Annotated in this window: 19 protein-coding genes; 1 reads left to right on the top strand and 18 read right to left on the bottom strand. The window is 60.3% G+C overall.

Annotated elements, in window-relative coordinates:
- Positions 1-21: 21 nt before the first annotated feature.
- Together Q363_RS32655 and Q363_RS32660 are read right to left on the bottom strand one after the other, a co-directional pair.
- On the bottom strand, positions 22-423 hold the full coding sequence (locus Q363_RS32655) for a DUF1634 domain-containing protein (protein ID WP_051979653.1): 402 nt from the start codon (positions 421-423) through the stop codon (positions 22-24).
- Positions 420-1,256, bottom strand: a complete 837-nt coding sequence (locus tag Q363_RS32660) for a sulfite exporter TauE/SafE family protein (RefSeq protein WP_035358992.1) — start codon at positions 1,254-1,256, stop codon at positions 420-422. The genes Q363_RS32655 and Q363_RS32660 overlap by 4 nt, the downstream gene beginning before the upstream one ends.
- Before the next feature lie 116 nt (positions 1,257-1,372).
- Here Q363_RS32660 and Q363_RS32665 point away from each other — a divergent pair, with 116 nt between their 5' ends.
- Positions 1,373-2,332 carry an oxidoreductase gene (locus Q363_RS32665; RefSeq protein WP_245632628.1) on the top strand — a complete coding sequence of 320 codons (960 nt, stop codon included), beginning with the start codon at positions 1,373-1,375 and terminating at the stop codon, positions 2,330-2,332.
- A gap of 6 nt (positions 2,333-2,338) precedes the next feature.
- Here the strand turns inward: Q363_RS32665 and hypB are convergent, their stop codons facing one another.
- The 16 genes from hypB to Q363_RS32745 all read right to left on the bottom strand — a co-directional run bounded on the left by hypB (position 2,339) and on the right by Q363_RS32745 (position 17,343).
- Entirely contained in the window at positions 2,339-3,022 is a 684-nt protein-coding gene (gene hypB, locus Q363_RS32670) for a hydrogenase nickel incorporation protein HypB (protein ID WP_035358993.1), read from the bottom strand.
- Complete coding sequence (locus tag Q363_RS32675; protein WP_035358994.1) at positions 2,988-3,362, bottom strand: hydrogenase maturation nickel metallochaperone HypA/HybF; 375 nt, start codon at positions 3,360-3,362, stop codon at positions 2,988-2,990. The genes hypB and Q363_RS32675 overlap by 35 nt, the downstream gene beginning before the upstream one ends.
- Positions 3,355-5,634, bottom strand: a complete 2,280-nt coding sequence (gene hypF, locus Q363_RS32680; RefSeq protein ID WP_035358995.1) for a carbamoyltransferase HypF — start codon at positions 5,632-5,634, stop codon at positions 3,355-3,357. The genes Q363_RS32675 and hypF overlap by 8 nt, the downstream gene beginning before the upstream one ends.
- Complete coding sequence (locus Q363_RS32685) at positions 5,635-5,874, bottom strand: Uxx-star family glutaredoxin-like (seleno)protein (RefSeq protein ID WP_035358996.1); 240 nt, start codon at positions 5,872-5,874, stop codon at positions 5,635-5,637.
- A complete protein-coding gene (locus tag Q363_RS32690) occupies positions 5,861-7,027 on the bottom strand; it encodes an SIS domain-containing protein (RefSeq protein ID WP_245632629.1) in 1,167 nt (388 codons plus the stop codon). The genes Q363_RS32685 and Q363_RS32690 overlap by 14 nt, the downstream gene beginning before the upstream one ends.
- Before the next feature lie 26 nt (positions 7,028-7,053).
- Positions 7,054-8,181, bottom strand: coding sequence for a hydrogenase expression/formation protein HypE (gene hypE, locus Q363_RS32695; RefSeq protein WP_084080998.1), 1,128 nt, complete (start codon positions 8,179-8,181; stop codon positions 7,054-7,056).
- The gene (gene hypD, locus Q363_RS32700; protein WP_035358998.1) at positions 8,109-9,242 is read right to left on the bottom strand and encodes a hydrogenase formation protein HypD; all 1,134 of its coding nucleotides are present in this window, start codon (positions 9,240-9,242) and stop codon (positions 8,109-8,111) included. The genes hypE and hypD overlap by 73 nt, the downstream gene beginning before the upstream one ends.
- 72 nt (positions 9,243-9,314) lie before the next feature.
- Entirely contained in the window at positions 9,315-9,596 is a 282-nt protein-coding gene (locus tag Q363_RS32705) for a HypC/HybG/HupF family hydrogenase formation chaperone (RefSeq protein WP_035359000.1), read from the bottom strand.
- 127 nt (positions 9,597-9,723) lie between these two features.
- Positions 9,724-10,548 carry a hydrogenase maturation protease gene (locus tag Q363_RS32710; RefSeq protein WP_211256481.1) on the bottom strand — a complete coding sequence of 275 codons (825 nt, stop codon included), beginning with the start codon at positions 10,546-10,548 and terminating at the stop codon, positions 9,724-9,726.
- Positions 10,545-11,600, bottom strand: a complete 1,056-nt coding sequence (locus Q363_RS32715) for a hypothetical protein (RefSeq protein WP_051979655.1) — start codon at positions 11,598-11,600, stop codon at positions 10,545-10,547. The genes Q363_RS32710 and Q363_RS32715 overlap by 4 nt, the downstream gene beginning before the upstream one ends.
- The gene (locus tag Q363_RS32720) at positions 11,597-12,244 is read right to left on the bottom strand and encodes a DUF6084 family protein (RefSeq protein WP_035359001.1); all 648 of its coding nucleotides are present in this window, start codon (positions 12,242-12,244) and stop codon (positions 11,597-11,599) included. Before Q363_RS32720 ends, Q363_RS32715 begins: the two co-directional genes overlap by 4 nt.
- The gene (locus Q363_RS32725; protein WP_035359002.1) at positions 12,237-12,899 is read right to left on the bottom strand and encodes a DUF5947 family protein; all 663 of its coding nucleotides are present in this window, start codon (positions 12,897-12,899) and stop codon (positions 12,237-12,239) included. Before Q363_RS32725 ends, Q363_RS32720 begins: the two co-directional genes overlap by 8 nt.
- A gap of 2 nt (positions 12,900-12,901) precedes the next feature.
- The gene (locus Q363_RS32730; RefSeq protein WP_035359003.1) at positions 12,902-13,495 is read right to left on the bottom strand and encodes a NifU family protein; all 594 of its coding nucleotides are present in this window, start codon (positions 13,493-13,495) and stop codon (positions 12,902-12,904) included.
- Between the two features lie 98 nt (positions 13,496-13,593).
- Positions 13,594-15,399, bottom strand: a complete 1,806-nt coding sequence (locus Q363_RS32735; RefSeq protein WP_035359005.1) for a nickel-dependent hydrogenase large subunit — start codon at positions 15,397-15,399, stop codon at positions 13,594-13,596.
- Between the two features lie 24 nt (positions 15,400-15,423).
- Positions 15,424-16,488, bottom strand: a complete 1,065-nt coding sequence (locus Q363_RS32740; protein ID WP_035359006.1) for an NADH-quinone oxidoreductase subunit B family protein — start codon at positions 16,486-16,488, stop codon at positions 15,424-15,426.
- A gap of 204 nt (positions 16,489-16,692) precedes the next feature.
- Positions 16,693-17,343, bottom strand: coding sequence for a response regulator transcription factor (locus Q363_RS32745; protein WP_035359107.1), 651 nt, complete (start codon positions 17,341-17,343; stop codon positions 16,693-16,695).
- Positions 17,344-17,354: the final 11 nt, after the last annotated feature.

Here is a 17,354-nt window from a genome sequence, read left to right on the forward strand (position 1 = left end):
CACCGTCTCGCCTCGTGATACTCAGGCCGAGTGAGTCAGGCTGAAGATCAGCACGCCAAGCACAATCAGGCTGATTGCGACATACAGCCAATCGCGCTCCATCAGAAACGCAACAACGGCGAAGACCACGCGCGCGACCGGAGTGGCGATCAGCAGCAGAACACCAAGCTGAATCAGCGCGGCAGCGTCTCCGTGAACGACCTCCGCGCGCAGCTTGGCAGGTTCGCGCAGCGCCTCCGGCTCGCTCACAAAGACGCGGTAGTCCGCCACGCTCCCATGCCGAGACGCAAGGTAGAGCACCGCTCCCACCAGAATCACCGCCGAGGCCACCAGCACGCCAGCCTGCAGTAGACGCCCCATCATCGTCTCCATGCGGCGATCGTCAAAGCGGCGCTCCTTTGTTACGACAGCAGGCGGCTTCATAGTTTGCCCGTCCATCCGCCGGCAATCATCTCAATCCCAAGGCTCAGGATCACTACCGCGAAGACCGCCCGCAGCACGGCCACACGCGCGCGGGTAAGCAGCCTCGCGCCCACCAGAGATCCCAGCAGCACGCCCAGCAGTACTGGAGCCGCGAGTCCGGGATCGATATATCCGCGCTTGAGATAGATCCCCGCGCTCGCCGCCGCCGTGACGCCGATCATGAAGTTGCTCGTCGTCGTCGAGACCTTGAATGGGATACGCATGATGCGGTCCATCGCCAGCACCTTCACGGCTCCTGAGCCGATTCCCAGCAGTCCCGACAGCGTTCCCGCGCCGAACATGGTCACGAAGCCCGCCGGAATTCGATCGGCCTTATATTCGATCGTCTCGCCCGTCCTGCCCGGGTACGAACCGGAGAGCCGCAACCGGCCCGACCATGGGTTCGCCTTCGCCTCGGTATCCGCTGGTGCACTCTGCCAGGAGAGCCACGCCGAATAGATCAGCACCGTACCGAAGATCACCGCCAGCGCGCGGGTCGGAACCCTCGCGGCCAGAAAAGCGCCGAGCAACGCGCCCAGCGTCGTCGCAATCTCGAGGAACATCCCGATCCGCACATTGGAATAGCCCTCGCGCACATACGCCGCCGCCGAGCCCGACGAGGTCGCGATCACCGAGATCAACGAGGCTCCAATGGCGTATCGAAGATCGACATGGAACGCAAGCGTCAGCAGTGGAACCAATACCACTCCGCCGCCGAGGCCCGTCAGCGCTCCCAGCAACCCTGCGGCCGTCGAGCCGGCGAAGACCAGAAGCGTGAAGACGAGCACCGTCATTGTGACTCATTCTAGACTGAGGCATCTCCGCGGAGTAACGAGATGGAGGAAGCGATAAGATTGCTTCTTCACCGATCGCGGGAGCATCTACCTCCGCGGGAGCATCTACTTCATCGATGAGCGAGACCATGAATGAGACCTGGAAGGCAGAGCACATTCCGATGCAGACAGGAAGACGCATCCTGATCACGGGAGCCAACAGCGGCATCGGCTTCCATGCCGCACTCAAACTTGCCCGCAAGGACGCCGATCTGATCCTCGCCTGCCGCGATCGCCGCAAAGGTGAAGAGGCGATGGCGCGACTGCGCGAAGAGGCTCCGGGAGCGCGTACAGAGCTTGCCATCCTCGACCTGGCCTCGCTCGCCTCCGTGCGAGCGTTTGCCGCTGAGGAGTTGGCTCGCGAGCGCCCGCTGCACGTGCTGATCAACAACGCAGGCATCATGGCCGTCCCACGCCGCACCCCGACCGCCGACGGATTCGAGATGCAGTTCGGCACCAACGTCCTCGGGCACTTCGCGCTCACCGGCCTGCTGCTGCCTGCGCTTCAGCGAACCGCAGCAGCCTCGCCCGAGCCTCCGCGCGTCGTCACCATCGCCTCGCTGGCTCACAAGCGAACGCATCTCGACCTCGACGATCTGCAGTCCGTCAAGGCGTACTCGCCGCTACGCGCCTACCAGCAGTCCAAGCTCGCCAATCTGATGCTCGCCCTTGAGCTCAGCCGCCGCCTGCGAGTTGTGACCTCGTCTGTGATCAGCGTTGCAGCGCACCCCGGAGTCGCCTCAACAGCGATCTTCCGCACCGACGATCGCTCCGCCGCCGCGAAGGCGCTTCGCGCAGTCATCGGTCGGGCGATCGGTATTCTGCTCAACACCGATGCCGAAGGCGCGCTGCCTACGCTCTTCGCGGCGACCGCTCCCACAGCGAAAGATGGTGCATACTACGGTCCGCAGGGCTTCGGTGAGATGCGCGGCGAGACAGTCGGCCCCGCAAAGATAGCCCCGCAGGCCCTCGACCAGCCCGCAGCGCAACGGCTCTGGCATATCTGCGAAGAGCTGACTGGACTGCGCTATCCGTAGAGCTCTTCACACGGTCGTCCTCTGCATCAGTTCGCCCAGCCGTGCGATGAGGAATTGCAGGTACCCGTTCATCCCCGCACCCGTCTTTGCCGAGACCGCGAAGTGGCGCATTCCCGGCCGCACAGCCTGAATGTTCGCCTTCACGGCCTCCTCGTCGAACTCAACCGTCTCTGCCAAATCCATCTTCGTGATCACCGCGACATCCGCGCTGTTGAAGATCGTGGGATACTTCAGCGGCTTATCCTCGCCCTCCGTGACGGAGAGCAGAACCAGCCGAAGATCCTCTCCTAGGTCGTACGATGAAGGACAAACCAGGTTGCCGACATTCTCGATAAAGAGAAAGTCGAGTTCGCCGACCTCCCATCCAGCGAGCGCGTTCTCGACCATCGCAGCCTCAAGGTGGCAGAGAGTTCCAGTGGTGATCTGCTTTACTGGAGCCTGACTCCGCGCCAGTCGGACCGCGTCGTTCTCCGTTGCAAGGTCCCCAACTAGCGCCGCCACACGATACTGCGGCCTCAGCAGCGTAAGCGTTCTTTCGAGGAACGCTGTCTTGCCCGCGCCCGGGCTTGAGACTAGACTCACGACAAAGATTTCCTGCGCGCGAAAGCGCTCGCGCAGCGCCCGCGCAATCACATCGTTCTGCTTCAGGACATTCTTACGCACTTCCAACAGGCGCGGTTGGGCACTCATCTCGTACCTCCAAAGCTGTAATGACAAGCTCTCTTCCATGAATCACTTTCGCCGTCGGCGTACCGCACACCGGGCAACAGAACCACTGCATCGAGCTCAGCGTTCGTTGCGCGTCACATGCCCCACAGTAGACCTCGATCGGCACTTCTTTAATAACCAACCGCGAGCCCTCCAGCTGCGTACCGCCGCAGGCCATCTCGTAGGAAAACAGCAACGCCTCTGCGACGACGCCGGCGAGCGGCCCAAGCTCCAGATGAACCGCATCGATCCTGACGTCGCGACGCTCCGCCTCCTCCTGCGCCATCTCCACAATGCTCATCGCTATGGAAAGCTCATGCACCTTTCGCTCCATCGCTTGCCGGTTGTCCAAACGCTGCGAGAGCTGCCTGCCCAAGACTAATGCCACCATCGTTCGGGGGGACAGCGTGGTTTGTCCACACTTGGAGCCGCTCCCTCTCGAGAAGCGGCTTCACATCCTCCAGCAGAAGCTCATTCTGGAAGACGCCTCCAGAGAGAACAACCGTACAGATTCCCTGCTCCTCGCAGACCGTAGAAACCGCAGCACACAAGCCATGCGCGATTCCCAGCTGAAATGCGCGCGCGATCTCGCGCATCGAACGGCCGCGCATTCGGTCATCGATCACGCACTGAAGCAGCGGACGAAAGTCCAGCTCATGGCTTATGAACGGAAATGGATACCCATCCACTGTCTGCGCACCTGTCGCCATCTGTTCCAGCCACATCGCCGCCTGCCCTTCGAAGGTCGTCTTTCTCACAAAACCAATCAGCGCCGCCGCAGTGTCAAAGAGTCTTCCCATGGATGTCGTCGAAAACGTGCGAACTCCGCGATCGATCAGCCGCAGAGAATTGTGGAAGCGAGAGCCGAAACAGAATGGCGCAGCAGTCATATTCGGCAAGTCATCCACTTGCGCGAGAAATCCCGCAGCGGCCTGTATCGGATACTGCGCTGCCGCGTCGCCTCCTGCAAGAGCCGCCTGACGCACGTGCGCCACACGCTCAAAGCCCTGTGCCACGCTTCCAGCAAAAATCTCGCCGCCCCATATCGTTCCGTCGTCGCCGTACCCTGTGCCGTCAAAGCTTACGCCAACGACCTTCTCCTCCCACGCGCCGCGCTCGGCAAGGACGGACGCGATATGCGCACGATGGTGTTGCACGGCGCATATGCTTGGAGACGGCAACTCAAGAGCGTGCATCGTCGATGCATACTGAGGGTGGCTGTCGTAGGCGACAAGCAACTCGTCCCACTGCACGTCGTACATCTCCATCAGGTCTCTCACTGTTTCTTTAAAGGCACGAAACGCCTGATAGTGTTCGAGGTCCCCGATGTGCTGGCTGACAAACGCCTGACCATCCACGGCAAGAGTGATGGCGTTCTTCAGGTCCGCGCCCACAGCCAGGATCGGGCGATGCGTCGGCAGCATCGCAACGGCCCCGGGAGCGTAGCCGCGCGCGCGTCGCAGGATCATGGGACCGAAGATGCCGGCGCGTGCGACCGAGTCGTCGACACGACGCGCAATCGGGCGCTCACCAATAAGGAACGCATCGGCAATCCCGGAGAGCCGCTCGAGCGCATCGTGATCCTCATACGCAATCGGCTCGCTCGAACGATTCGCGCTCGTCATCACCAGGACGCTCGGAGCGCCCGCCGCGAAGAGAAGATGTTGCAGCGGAGTGTACGGCAGCATCACACCAAGCTCGCTGTTCTCCGGAGCGACCTCCGCCAGCTCTAGCCGCTTCGGCGCAAGCACAATCGGCCGCGCCACAGAAGTGAGCAGTTCCTCCGCATCCCGCGTGAGTTGAACAAGATCACACGCCGTCTCGAGATCCTTCGTCATGAGCGCGAACGGCTTCTCTTTCCTGAACTTTCGCTCGCGCAGCGCTGCGCAAGCTTTCGGGTCTCGCGCATCGCAGGCCAGGTGATAGCCTCCGAGGCCCTTGATCGCGACGATCTTGCCTTCCCGAAGAAGCTCTGCCGTTCTCGCAACCGCGCCTGCATCCTCTGCGATCGTCGTGGACCCTTCGAGGAGAGAATGCTTCGGTCCACAGCCGGGACACGCCACAGGCTGCGCGTGAAATCGCCGATTCGCCGGGACGTGATACTCGTCGCTGCAGTAATCGTCCATCGGCCAGCGACGCATGGTAGTGTTGGGCCGATCGTACGGAAGCGCGAGAATCACACTATAACGCGGACCGCAGTTTGTGCAGTTGATGTACGGGTAACAGAAACGCCGGTCCGTTGGATCGAACAACTCTGCAAGACACTCATCGCAGATGGGCAGATCCGGCGACACACGAACGGTTGGCTGATCAACCTGCTCGCTCTCACGGATCGTGAAGTCGTTCAGGCCCTCGCACAATGCTGATTCCACTTCAATCTCGGCGATAGCGGCAGCAGCAGGCGCTCTCGACCTTATCTCTCGAACGAACGTCGCAAGATCCTCCTCGACACCTTCGAGATGAATCTCAACGCCCTGGTTGTCGTTGAGCACCCATCCTGCAAGCGCATTCGCCTGAGCCAGTCGGTACACGAAGGGGCGGAAGCCAACCCCCTGTACGACTCCGCGAACACGAATGGAGCAGGCACTCGCCATTTACGATCCCCAACCCACGACGCACCCGCGGCCCTGCCAGCCTACCTGAATCACCTTGCCGTCCTCCACCAGAACCGGGACCGCGCGAACGCTGCTGTCCAAAGCGCGCAGGCGCTCTCTCGCCTCTGGATCGGCCTCGATGTCGTACTCCTGAAACTCGCATCGATTCCACTCCAGCGACTCACGCAACTCCTGCGTGTAAGGACAGCTTGCCGTGCCATAAAGCTCAAGCTTCGCCATGACCGAGCACCTCCAGGGCCTCGCGCATAACGTGGTAGGCCGAGGCCTGAACCTCCTGAATGCGGGGAATGTAGTCGCTGCGAACGATGATTGGAAAGTCTGTGAGCGCGCGCCGATAGATCTCTCCGCCGTCATATCCAAGAAGCGCAACCGTCAACAATCCACGCTTCCGCGCCTCCTCAAGAGCCATGACGATGTTGCGTGAGCCTCCACTGGTCGAGATACCGATCGCAACATCCTCCAGCCGCGCCTGTGCGATCAACTGCCTCAGAAAGATCACCTCTGTGCCGATGTCGTTCGCAAGAGCCGTTATGTTGGCTGGTTCCATCGAAAGCGATACCGCGGGAATGGAGCGATAACCTGAAGGCGGCATGACGCAATCCAGCGCCCAGTCGTTGGCGTCTGTCGCCGACCCTCCGTTGCCGAAGAGAATAAGCTTGCCGCCTCGCGAGAGACGCTGATGCATAGCACGGGTTGCATTGCCAATCTGTTCTGCCTGCTCGCTGGCCAGCTGCGTTCGCAACAGCGTGTCGTCATGCGCCTTCATCAGGATCGAAGCGGCAACGTCTTCGAGGATGTCGGTTGTCTCCTGCTTCCTCTGACCCAGGAACGGATAGAGAAACTCCGCTTGCCCCACATCCTGCCCGAGCTCACGGTGTTCCAGAAACACATGCACCGTCTCCCAGAGCGTGTGATACAGAATCTCAATCATCTCCTGATGAATGAATGGATCTGCGGTGGCGGGGTGGAGCGCGTACGAGCCCTCAGGCCCCGGCAGCGCAAAGGTCATTGCACTACGGGAACGAGCCCACGCCAGGACGGCCAGCACTTCAGGGTCGCCCTCCGGAGGGCCGAACGCCATCACGATATCCTCCGGTCTGAGGATTGCGTGCAGCCACGGCTCAAAGGCCATCGAGAGATCAAGCGCAGGAAGCGCTCGTTTCCCCACGATCACCGGATGCACGAACTCAACCGAGACATGCTGCGCATCCGTCGCATATGCGCCACGTCCGAAAGCCAGAAGGCGGCCTCCTTGCAAAAATCGTTCCGACATCTCACGGCATGCCTCAGCCAGACGCCTCGCCTCTCGCGCAAAGAAACCTTCGATGGTGCCATTTCGAGTGAGGAGCCGTTCTTCAATCTGCGTCGTCAATGTGCAAGCTGTCTCCATCGCAAACCCTAGCAAATCCGCGGCAAGGGATCGCCCACAAGCATGTCGACAATTCGGCTGCCGCCATACCGTGTCGTCACAAGCACTCCGCATGCCGGCTCCGTCCGCACCTCGCCGATGATGCACGCATCCTCACCGCCGTCCATTCTGTTCAACGCATTCAGCGCAGCATCGGCATACTCCGCAGCGACGACCGCAAGAAACTGGCCCTCGTTCGCGATGTGCAGGGGGTCGAGTCCGAGCAGTTCGCAGGCTCCGCGAACCTCATCGCGAATCGGTATCTCCTCCTCCGACAACACCACGCCAAGTCCGCAGTCGCGAGCAAGCTCATTGAGGGACGTCGCAACGCCGCCGCGGGTCGGGTCGCGCATCCAGCGAACTCCCGGCCCTGCCTCCGCGACCATCGCCTCCACAAGAGGCAAAACGCAGCGCGTGTCGGAGAATAAGTCCGCCGTGAGATCGAGTTCGCCACGGGCAAGGAGGATCGTTATGCCGTGATCACCAATGGGACCGGAGAGCAGAACCTTGTCGCCGGGACGAACCGACTGCACATCGACGGCCAGCTGAGGCATACGGCGGCCGATACCAGTCGTCGTGATGTACATGCCATCGGCCTTGCCGCGCTCGACGACCTTCGTATCCCCTCCGACCATCGCCACACCCGCGCGGCGCAGCGCCGCCGCCATCGCGCGAACCTCGCCCTCAAGAACCGATGTGGCAAGCCCTTCCTCTAGCACAAAAGTGACGACCATCACCTGCCCCTGCGCTCCTGAGACAGCCAGGTCGTTCATCGTTCCATTGACCGCAAGCTCGCCAATGGAACCGCCGGGGAACTTGAGCGGCCGCACGACAAAACTGTCCGTCGTAATCGCGATCGATGGGCCGTCGATCGCGACGTGCGCTGCATCGCCCAGCGGCGCTCTCGCGTCTTCAAACAGAAGAGGAGCAAAGAGACCTTCGACAAGTCTGCGGCTCGCCTTGCCGCCGGCTCCGTGCGCCATCTCGATCTGCGAGTCGCGAAAGCGTATCGCGGACCGAATGCTTTCGACCGCTGCCGGTCCGCTCAGGCTACCGAGCTGATGCTTGTCACCAGCGCCGCCGCCTTCCGATGTTCGTAGTTGTAATATGCTGCGCATGAGCCCTCTGTCGAAACCATCAGTGCTCCCACTGGATGCTCCGGAGTGCACTCCCTGCCAAATAACTTGCACTGCGCGGGCTTCAGCACGCCCTTCAGAACCTCTCCGCACTGTGCAGCCTTCGGATCGGTAACCCGAGTTCCCGGAATCGGGAAGCGCTTCTCCGAGTCCCACTCCGCGTACTCGTCGCGAATCCTGAGCGCCGATTGCGAGATGAATCCAAGGCCGCGCCACTCAAAATACGGCCGAAGCTGAAAGACCTCCGCCATCGCCTTGAGGGCCGCGCGATTGCCCTCCCACGGCACAACGCGCTTGTATTGATTCTCCACGCGCGCCTCGCCGACCTTCAGTTGCCGAAGCAACATCACGATGGACTGAAGCAGATCCAGCGGCTCGAAGCCCGATGTGACCACCGGCTTGCCCTCTGCCTTCGCAATCCATTCATAAGGACGGCAGCCGATCACAGTGGAGACATGCCCCGGCCCGACAAAGCCATCGAGTCGCATATCAGGCGAGTCGAGAATCGCCCGGATCGCCGGAATGATCGTGACATGATTGCAAAACACCGAGAAGTTCCTGACGCCCTCCGCCCTCGCACGCATCAGAGTAAGCGCGGTCGAAGGCGCCGTCGTCTCGAACCCGATCGCAAAGAACATGACGTGCTTCTCGGGATTCTTCCTCGCAAGCTGAAGTGCATCAGCCGGCGAGTACACAATGCGCACGTCCGTCCCCTTGGCCTTGTGCTCCAGTGGACTGCCGCGTGTGCCCGGAACACGCATCATATCTCCGAAGGCCGCAAAGATCACGTCTTCGTTCCTTGCGACAGCCAGCCCGTCGTCGATCCTTCCCATGGGCAACACACAAACAGGACAGCCCGGCCCGTGAATCAGCTCAATGTTCGACGGCAGGATGTCCTTCAGACCAAAGCGGTAGATCGCGTGAGTGTGACCGCCGCAGACCTCCATAATGCGATAGTGCCGTCCTGAGTCCGCCAGACGATGGATCTCATCGGATGCCTTCACGATCAGGTCAGGGTCTCGGAATTCATCTACGTATCGCATGTCGAACCTCACCTCCGGCGTTCGATTAGAATGCGCTTCGCCCCTCGAAGACGAAGCCCTTGCCCCTCACACTCACGTCCGGCCGTCCTCTAGGCCATACCCGCGAACCTCCTCGATCGCCTGTTCCCTCTCTCCCAGCATCGCCAGCAGTTGCATCTGCTCCAGTGCGTCCTGCTCGCTGATCTTCGTCATGGCAAAGCCTACGTGGATCAACACCCAGTCGCCAACGACTGGCATGTCCTCCACGAGCAGACCCAGGTCCACCTTGCGGCGCACACCCGTAACCTCAACAGTCCCCAGGTGCGGCTGATCCTGAGAGAGTTCGACGATCTTACCTGGAATAGCTAGACACATGAAGGCATCTCCAGCACAGAATACTCCCTACTTCCTAAGACTACCTGCATCTCTCCCCGTTCTCCCCTTGACCAGTTCCATCGCCACGGCATATCTCCTTTCACCTGCGCCTATTCGTTCGCTGTGATCACACGACCTCATGCAACGCCTTCTCCACCAGGTTCGCGACCACCTTCACAGCCTCACTCACCGCCGCTTCGACAGGAGCACTTAGGCCCATCACTCCCTCATCGCCCCCAAGCGTCGCTGGCTCGCACCCAACCAACAGCACACGCTTCAAACTGCCCTGCGTAGCCGTCGCCATGCGAAGCACTTTCACTGGATTCATCGCATGAGGCTCCAGGAAGCCTCCCTCGCTGAGCGACGCTGCGGGCTCGCTCAGATCCGGCTCTATCACCGAAACCGTTCCCGGGATCTTCCCATGCGGATAGGCGTCGATCAGAATGGCCGTCTCATAGCCGTCCTGGAGTGCATATACAAGGTCAAGGCCTCGTATGCCAAAGTCCGTCACCCGCACCTCTGGCGGCAGGCCGACCTGCGAGAGCTGTTGCGCTACCTCGACCCCGAAGCCATCATCTCCAAGAAAGATATTGCCAATCCCCGCGACAAGGATACTGGGCTTCGCGACAGTCTCCTTCCGGCGTTGCTCTTCCGGCGAAAGCGGCTCCACCTCCGATAGGTCGAAGAAGAACCGATGGCCTGGCTGCCGCAGTATCCCCAGGTCGCGTCCAGGATCATCCTCGAGCACCACGCTCAGATGCGCCTTTCCTTCATAGTCCTGCTCAATGCTCTCGATCGTCGCGATCTGTCCCTCGAGCGCAATGTCGAGAATATCTCCGCCCTTGCGGGGAAGAAGCCGCACGCGATCCCCCGGTCTTATCTCAACGCCGGAGATCATTACGCGATCCACGACTGTCTTATCCTCGAGCAGCTGCCACTCCCACTCGTTCATGGCGCCTCCTTGCTCACAGGATGCAGTCCTCGCAGCACGCCATGCAGCTTCATAAACTGCTCAGGCGACATGGCCTCTGTGCGCTCCAGTATCAAGCGCGCGCGATCGTCCGATTGCCGCGCCTCGCGCTTCTCTTCTTCGGTCATCGTCAGAATTCTCAGTGAAAGAATCTCGTCGATCTCCGTCCCGTCGAACAATGCGCCCGTGCTCTCTGGCGCGATCTGCGGATAGTCATAAAGAATGATCGGTGAGGACAGCATCGTATCGCGGTCTCCCTCCTCGCCCACCAACACCGGCCACGTGCCCCGATTCGTACACTCAGCTACCAAATCCCGCATCGCCTCCGGAGGATCGAGCATGGAGAGGAACTTCCCGCCTTCCAATGTGAGGATCGTGTGCGCAGACACAAGCGAATACATCAACGCATCCGCCCGGCTCTCACCTTGCTGAGGTTCAAAGGACGTTAGATTCTGAACCTCTGCTGCAACCTTGAACACTCCCTGGCCACAGTGCTTCCAATCAATATTCAGCGAACCCGACACCGTCTCCCACGCACGAATCACGATGCCCACGATCCAGCCGTCCTCATCGCGCAGAGGTTCAAGCTCTCTCCCCGAGGGAAACTCGAACGACGTCGACTGCTGGTCTGGAGTTCCATACTGAGTGGGAGCGACTACCTCCCGCTCCACCGCCTCCTGCCAAGTCACAAACGTCTGCCCATTGACGTCGAGGTTCCCGACTTCCTCAAATCCACGCTCCATCACCTCACAAAGTTCGCGAACGGGAGAGCCAAGCCTTCCAACGGACCGATTGACGATCTGCAGAAACCGCACCTTCGCGCCGAGCCGCGCCGATGAGTCGCCTTCAAAGAGGCACTCTGTCTGCATCCACCATTCCTCTGAGCCACTCTGCGATTCGCTGTACGGCCGCGGGCAAAGAACCCCAAAGTTCCAGCGCTGCTGGTTCTTTACCGCCGACGCACGATACGGATACAGCATGTAGCCCTCGTACAGCACGGCCTCCGCAATCTTCTCCACACGGGCAAGGTTCATCGCCGCACCACATCTTCCACCGGCAACATCTCTTCAAGCACCTGCTCCCAAGTCGGTATTCCACGCTGCGTCTTGTATTGATAGAGCCGCTCGAACACGTCGCGACGCAGATTCAGCCAAGCGCTGTTGGGATAGTACGCGTCCATCATCTCGCGCCACACCTTGACTGGCAGCCTAAACTTCGTCTCCTGCTCCCACGAGATGGGTGCGACTTGCAGGACGTCATCCGTGCCGGCGTAGAAGACCATCCCACTGAACATCAGGTGAAGCGGAATCTCTCCCTCCGTGAGGCCCTCGAAATACTTCGTCGCCGCTACGTTGAAGTCGAACGTGCAGGGCACCATAAGCTCGACAAGGGTGGAGCCTTGAAATCCCGGCACGACAACGTTCGCGTGCGTCCACAGCAGGCTGCGAAGCGTCTGGCTCCAGCGCTCCGGCTCGCCAAAGAGGTCGCGCATCCGGCGCTGCTCGGCTTCTGTATAGCGTCGCCGCGTCACATCAATCTGGATCTGGCAACGCAGCACAACCGAGTGAATCCTCTCTGCCGCACGAGCGCTTTCAATGCGCAGCCGGAACGCAAGCGTAGGCGCTGCAGCATACGGAACAACCACCGCCTCCTCGACCTTGAAGCTCAGGTCAGGCATCGCCCCCTCCACCCACGATATCCGCGCGATCTCTCAACTCGGAGAAGTACCGCGCAATCTCGGTCCAGACTTCGGAGCCGCCAGAGAGCCCCTTCCAATTCGCCCGGATCAGCCCCACGAGCCGATAGCAGTCATCGATCGGAGCAATATAGTACTCCTCCGCACGAGACACATCATGCGCATGCCCGACACGGTTCACCAGCAGCGCCTCGATGTCGGGCCGCAGCTCTCTCAAAGTCGGATTCTCCTCCGCAATCTCCTCCCACGCATCGAGCGAAAGCAGCGATTCCACCGCTCCGGCCGGGCTCGGATAGAGCACGACCATTCGATCTTCCGTGCTCGAGCGGAAGAAGAACGCCATGTTGATCGGGATAAGCAAACCGTCCCACTGTGCGTCAGTCATTCGGAAGCCCGGCAGAAACTTTGCGCGTCTCGCAACACGTCTGTATCTGCTTCCCGCCATTCCGTCAAAGAGCGTCGCACACGCCTCGCAGGCGCAAACGATCTGTCTTGTGGAAATCTCCACCAGATGCGGATGCTCCTGCGCTAGGCCAGCGCTGCACAGCTCGCAGCGTTCCTGAACGCGTCGCGGGCGCGCGAACTGCCGAAGCGCTGCGAACGTCCGATCCATCGTCGACGTGGTCTCAGTGGGCATGGTCAGCGGGCACCATCCTCCTCAAGATCGGCAGCAACCAGCACCGGCGCCTCTGCGGGTTGTTTCAGCAGACGCTCCAGCGGAACGAAGCCGGAGACATCTTCGTCTTCCAACCCCAGGATCATCAGCGACGTAACATCCGGCGCCTGCTCGTAGATGGCTTCCTCCACAATTGCTCGCAGATTCTTAGCTGCTGAGCCGTGCACGTGGCCGGATGTTTGCAGCTGAAGCTGCACAGCCCCATCACGCACGCTGACGAGCTCCACCCTACTGTCGAACTTGCGCAGGCGCGAACCAACAGTTTCAAGCGCACGCAACACGCGCGTCTCGATGTCTTCCGGGTGGAGAGAGTACAGCAGCAGCAGGCTCCGAACAATGGGATCGCGTCCCAGCTTCGCAATCATCGCCTCACCCTCTGCTCCCGAGTCGAAGACGATCTCCATCATCCGTTCCAGCCCCGTGCCGTGAACCTCCATCAGCAGCTGAACCAGCTTCCGCGCCGATACACGCGAACCGCTCTCCTGCATCGGATCGAGTTCACCGACCAGCGCCCCAAGCTGCCGAACCTTCTCTTGGAACTCCCTTTCGCCAGCCACGTCACTCCTTCTTAGAGCTTCGACGAGAACGAGAACGCAGCTCCCGATGAATCAAACAACACATCTCAGGCCTACACTTCACGCTCATCGCATTCAAGTCAGGGCTGCTGCTGATGCTGCCCAAACATCGGAGAATGATGCGTTTCAAGGACCTTTCCATTCCCCAGGTACATATGCACACCGCAAGGCAGGCAAGGATCAAAGCTCCTCACCGCCCGCATGATGTCGATCCCTTTGAAGCTGTCCGGCCCGTTCTCTTCGAAGATCGGCGTGTTCTGTGCCGCGTCTTCATACGGTCCGGGAGTTCCATAAATATCGCGCGGACTCGCGTTCCACGGCGTCGGAGGATACGGATGGTAGTTCGCGATCTTGTGATTGCGAATAACGACATGATGCGACAACACGCCGCGAACGGCCTCGTGGAAGCCGCATCCGATACTCTCTTCCGGAACCTTGAAGTCGCTCCAGGTCTTCGTTCTTCCGGCGTGGAGTTCAGCAAGCGCCTTCTCCGCAAAGTGAAGCGCCGCAGCCGCCGCATAGGCCTGGAAGTACGTGCGCGCGCGATCGCGCTCAATCGCGTTGCTCCACTGGGGAATCTTCCACTCCAGTTCTACTTCTGGCAGGGTCATCGTCTTCGGGAGGTAGATCTTCACACTCTGCCCTGTGGCCTTCACATAGCCAATATCCACGACGCCGGCCAGCGCCGTCGCCCAGAAGCGCGCAATCGGCCCGCCGCCCGTGTCGAGCGCGAGATAGTCCTTCGTGCGCTTGTCATACCACCGCGGCGACATCACCCACGTGTACTTGCCCGCGAAGTCCCGCTTCTGTGGCTTCGGAAACGTACTCTGATTCCACGGATGCCGCTGATCCACCGGATTGCCCAGCGGATCGTTCTTCACGAAGGTCTCTGCGTTCTGCCAGTCGTCGTAGTACGAACTGCCCAGCAGAATGCGGATATTCAGATTGATGTCCACCAGGTCCGTCGTCACCAGCTCCCCATCCACAACGACCCCGGGAGTGACAAACATCCCCCGGCCCCAGTCGGTCATCTTCGCGTACGTGTAGTCGCACACATCCGGGTTGTTGAACGAACCCCAGCACCCAAGCAGAATTCGCCGACGCCCGACCTCTTCATACCCCGGAAGCGCCTGGTAGAAGAAGTCGAACAGATCGTCATGCAGCGGCACAACCTTCTTCATAAACTCGACATACTTCATTAGCCGCACGATGTAGTCAGTGAAGAGCTGAACCGTCGCCACCGTACCTACTCCACCGGGATAAAGCGTCGAAGGATGCACGTGACGCCCTTCCATCAGGCAGAACATCTCGCGGGTCATGCGGCTCATCTGAAGCGCTTCGCGGTAGAACTCTCCCGTGAAGGGATTCAGCGCAGTCATGATGTCCGAGATCTTGCGATAGCCATGCAGGCTCGCATGCGGCGACTCCGTATTCAGCGCCTTCTCCCACACGCCTGGGTTCGTCTCCTTCACCATCTTTTCGCAGAAGTCCACGCCTACCAGGTTGTCCTGAAAGATGTTGTGGTCGAACATGTACTCCGCCGCTTCGCCAAGATTCACGATCCACTCCGCAATCGGCGGAGGCTTCACGCCAAACGCCATATTCTGCGCATACGTCGCGCACGTGGCGTGGTTGTCCCCACAGATGCCGCAGATGCGGCTCGTAATGAAGTGCGAGTCTCGCGGGTCCTTCCCCTTCATAAAGATGCTGTATCCGCGAAAGATCGAAGACGTGCTGTGGCACTCCGCGACGCGGCGCGTGCCGAAGTCGATCTTCGTGAAGATTCCGAGGCTCCCCACAATCCGTGTAATCGGATCCCAGTTCATCTCCACTAACTGCCCATGCTTCTCGGCGACTTGTCTCTCTTCCGCAGCAAGCGTGCCCATCGTTGGCTCCTTTTCCGTCTTCCTTCAGTAGGAACTTGGGTGATATCCCGTCGTCAGCTCGGCGCGTGGATGCCGCCACTTCGGCTCTTTGTTCACCGTGTCATTTGTCAGCGTCCGCAGAGCGCGAATTGCCTTGCCGTACGCTCCCACCACCGTGCTCGATATCTTCGAGCCCGGCGGCTCGTCCATAAACGGCATAAACTTATCGGGGAAGCCAGGCATCGTGCAGCCAATGCAGATGCCACCCACATTAGGACAGCCGCCCAGACCCGCCATCCAGCCGCGCTTCGGCACGTTGCAGTTCACCACCGGCCCCCAGCACCCAAGCTTCACAATGCACTTGGGCGAGCTATACGATTCAGCGAAGTCACCCTGCTCGTAGTACCCCGCGCGATCGCAGCCCTCATGCACTGTCTTGGCGAACAACCACGTCGGCCTCAGCTGATCGTCAAGCGGAATCATCGGAGCAAGGCCGGCAACCTGGTACAGCAGATACAGCACCGTCTCCATGAAGTTGTCCGGCTGCACCGGACACCCCGGAACGTTCACGATGGGAAGCCCTGCCTTTGACTTCCAGTCCCAGCCCAGATAATCGGCCAGCCCCATCGCCCCGGTCGGATTGCCCTCCATCGCGTGGATGCCGCCATACGTTGCGCACGTGCCGGCAGCCACAACAGCAAGCGCCTTCGGACTGAGCCGATCAATCCACTCCGTCGTCGTAATCGGCTGGCCCGTGCTCGGATTCGTCCCCACTGCCGCCCAGTAGCCCTCTCGCTTGATCTTCTCGTTTGGAATCGAGCCTTCCACGACGAGAACGAACGGATCCAGCCTTCCCTGCTCGGCGAGATAGTAGAAGTTCAAAAAGTCGCCACCGTTCTCGTACGCCAGCACAGGATTGTGCAGATGAACCTTCGGAAGTCCTGGGATTGCACCCAGCAGCACATCCTCGATGCTCGGCTGTGTCGCCGCAGTGACCGATACCGAATCACCATCGCACCCCAACCCAGCCGTAATCCACACGATGTGGACCTCCGCCACCGCTGGCTCCTTCTGAGTGATCCGCCCGTAAGGCACACGTTCCGCTGTCATAAGCTGGCTCTCCTCTCGAGACCTGCCTCGTGTTCGCAGACATCGACGGCGCAGCTCCGGACACAAGCCGCACGATCGAACGAGCCATAACAACAGACGCGGAAGTCCATTCACAAGCAGGACAGACCCTATTTTGTCTTCAGAGAACTACTCATGCCGCTACCGGGGAATCCCTGATAGGCACAGAGCAGCAAACCCAGTCCTTCACTCCCGGATCGCGGATTGAATCGCATGCTGAACAAGCTCGCGCCCGCTGCGGAGTGACAACTTGTCCTTGATGTGCGCCTGGTAGGTCTCCACCGTCTTGATGCTTAGGTGCAGCTTCTCGGCGATCTGCCGTGTGCTGCGCGCCTCGCCGATCAGGCGAAACACCTCAAGCTCACGATCCGACAGCGTCGAAAACTCGGAGTTCATTTTCGCGGTCGAGCCGCCACTGATGTACTCGTGTAGCAGCTTGTTCGCCATTCGGTCGCTCAGGTAGATCTCCCCATTCAGAATGCGCCGCACCGCCACCAGCACCTTCTCCGTGGCCTCCTGCTTCATGATGTAGCCATTTGCTCCTGCCCGCAGCGCGCGTTCCGCATAGATCGACTCCTCATGCATCGAGAGAATCAGCACCGGAAGGTCCGGATATAGCCCGCGAAGCTCCTTCAGCATATCCAGCCCGTCGGGGCCGTTCAGTGAGATGTCCGCAATTAGGATGTCCGGTCGCTTCGCTGCGATCGCCTTCATCGCTGACTGCGACTCTTCCGCCTCGCCGCAGACAACCAGGTCCGGCTCCCGGTTGATCATCAGCGCCAGCCCCTGGCGCAGCAAAGGATGATCGTCCACCACGAAGACAGTCTTCTTCCTCACTCGCGCACTCG

This window comes from Edaphobacter aggregans DSM 19364, from assembly GCF_000745965.1.
Classification (GTDB): domain Bacteria; phylum Acidobacteriota; class Terriglobia; order Terriglobales; family Acidobacteriaceae; genus Edaphobacter; species Edaphobacter aggregans.

Coding starts and splice junctions, on each gene's coding strand:
- Q363_RS32655 (WP_051979653.1), bottom strand. CDS start 423: ATGAAGCCGCCTGCTGTCGTAACAAAGGAGCGCCGCTTTGACGATCGC.
- Q363_RS32660 (WP_035358992.1), bottom strand. CDS start 1,256: ATGACGGTGCTCGTCTTCACGCTTCTGGTCTTCGCCGGCTCGACGGCC.
- Q363_RS32665 (WP_245632628.1), top strand. CDS start 1,373: ATGAGCGAGACCATGAATGAGACCTGGAAGGCAGAGCACATTCCGATG.
- hypB (WP_035358993.1), bottom strand. CDS start 3,022: ATGAGTGCCCAACCGCGCCTGTTGGAAGTGCGTAAGAATGTCCTGAAG.
- hypF (WP_035358995.1), bottom strand. CDS start 5,634: ATGGCGAGTGCCTGCTCCATTCGTGTTCGCGGAGTCGTACAGGGGGTT.
- Q363_RS32685 (WP_035358996.1), bottom strand. CDS start 5,874: ATGGCGAAGCTTGAGCTTTATGGCACGGCAAGCTGTCCTTACACGCAG.
- hypE (WP_084080998.1), bottom strand. CDS start 8,181: ATGCGCAGCATATTACAACTACGAACATCGGAAGGCGGCGGCGCTGGT.
- hypD (WP_035358998.1), bottom strand. CDS start 9,242: ATGCGATACGTAGATGAATTCCGAGACCCTGACCTGATCGTGAAGGCA.
- Q363_RS32705 (WP_035359000.1), bottom strand. CDS start 9,596: ATGTGTCTAGCTATTCCAGGTAAGATCGTCGAACTCTCTCAGGATCAG.
- Q363_RS32710 (WP_211256481.1), bottom strand. CDS start 10,548: ATGAACGAGTGGGAGTGGCAGCTGCTCGAGGATAAGACAGTCGTGGAT.
- Q363_RS32715 (WP_051979655.1), bottom strand. CDS start 11,600: ATGAACCTTGCCCGTGTGGAGAAGATTGCGGAGGCCGTGCTGTACGAG.
- Q363_RS32720 (WP_035359001.1), bottom strand. CDS start 12,244: ATGCCTGACCTGAGCTTCAAGGTCGAGGAGGCGGTGGTTGTTCCGTAT.
- Q363_RS32725 (WP_035359002.1), bottom strand. CDS start 12,899: ATGCCCACTGAGACCACGTCGACGATGGATCGGACGTTCGCAGCGCTT.
- Q363_RS32735 (WP_035359005.1), bottom strand. CDS start 15,399: ATGGGCACGCTTGCTGCGGAAGAGAGACAAGTCGCCGAGAAGCATGGG.
- Q363_RS32740 (WP_035359006.1), bottom strand. CDS start 16,488: ATGACAGCGGAACGTGTGCCTTACGGGCGGATCACTCAGAAGGAGCCA.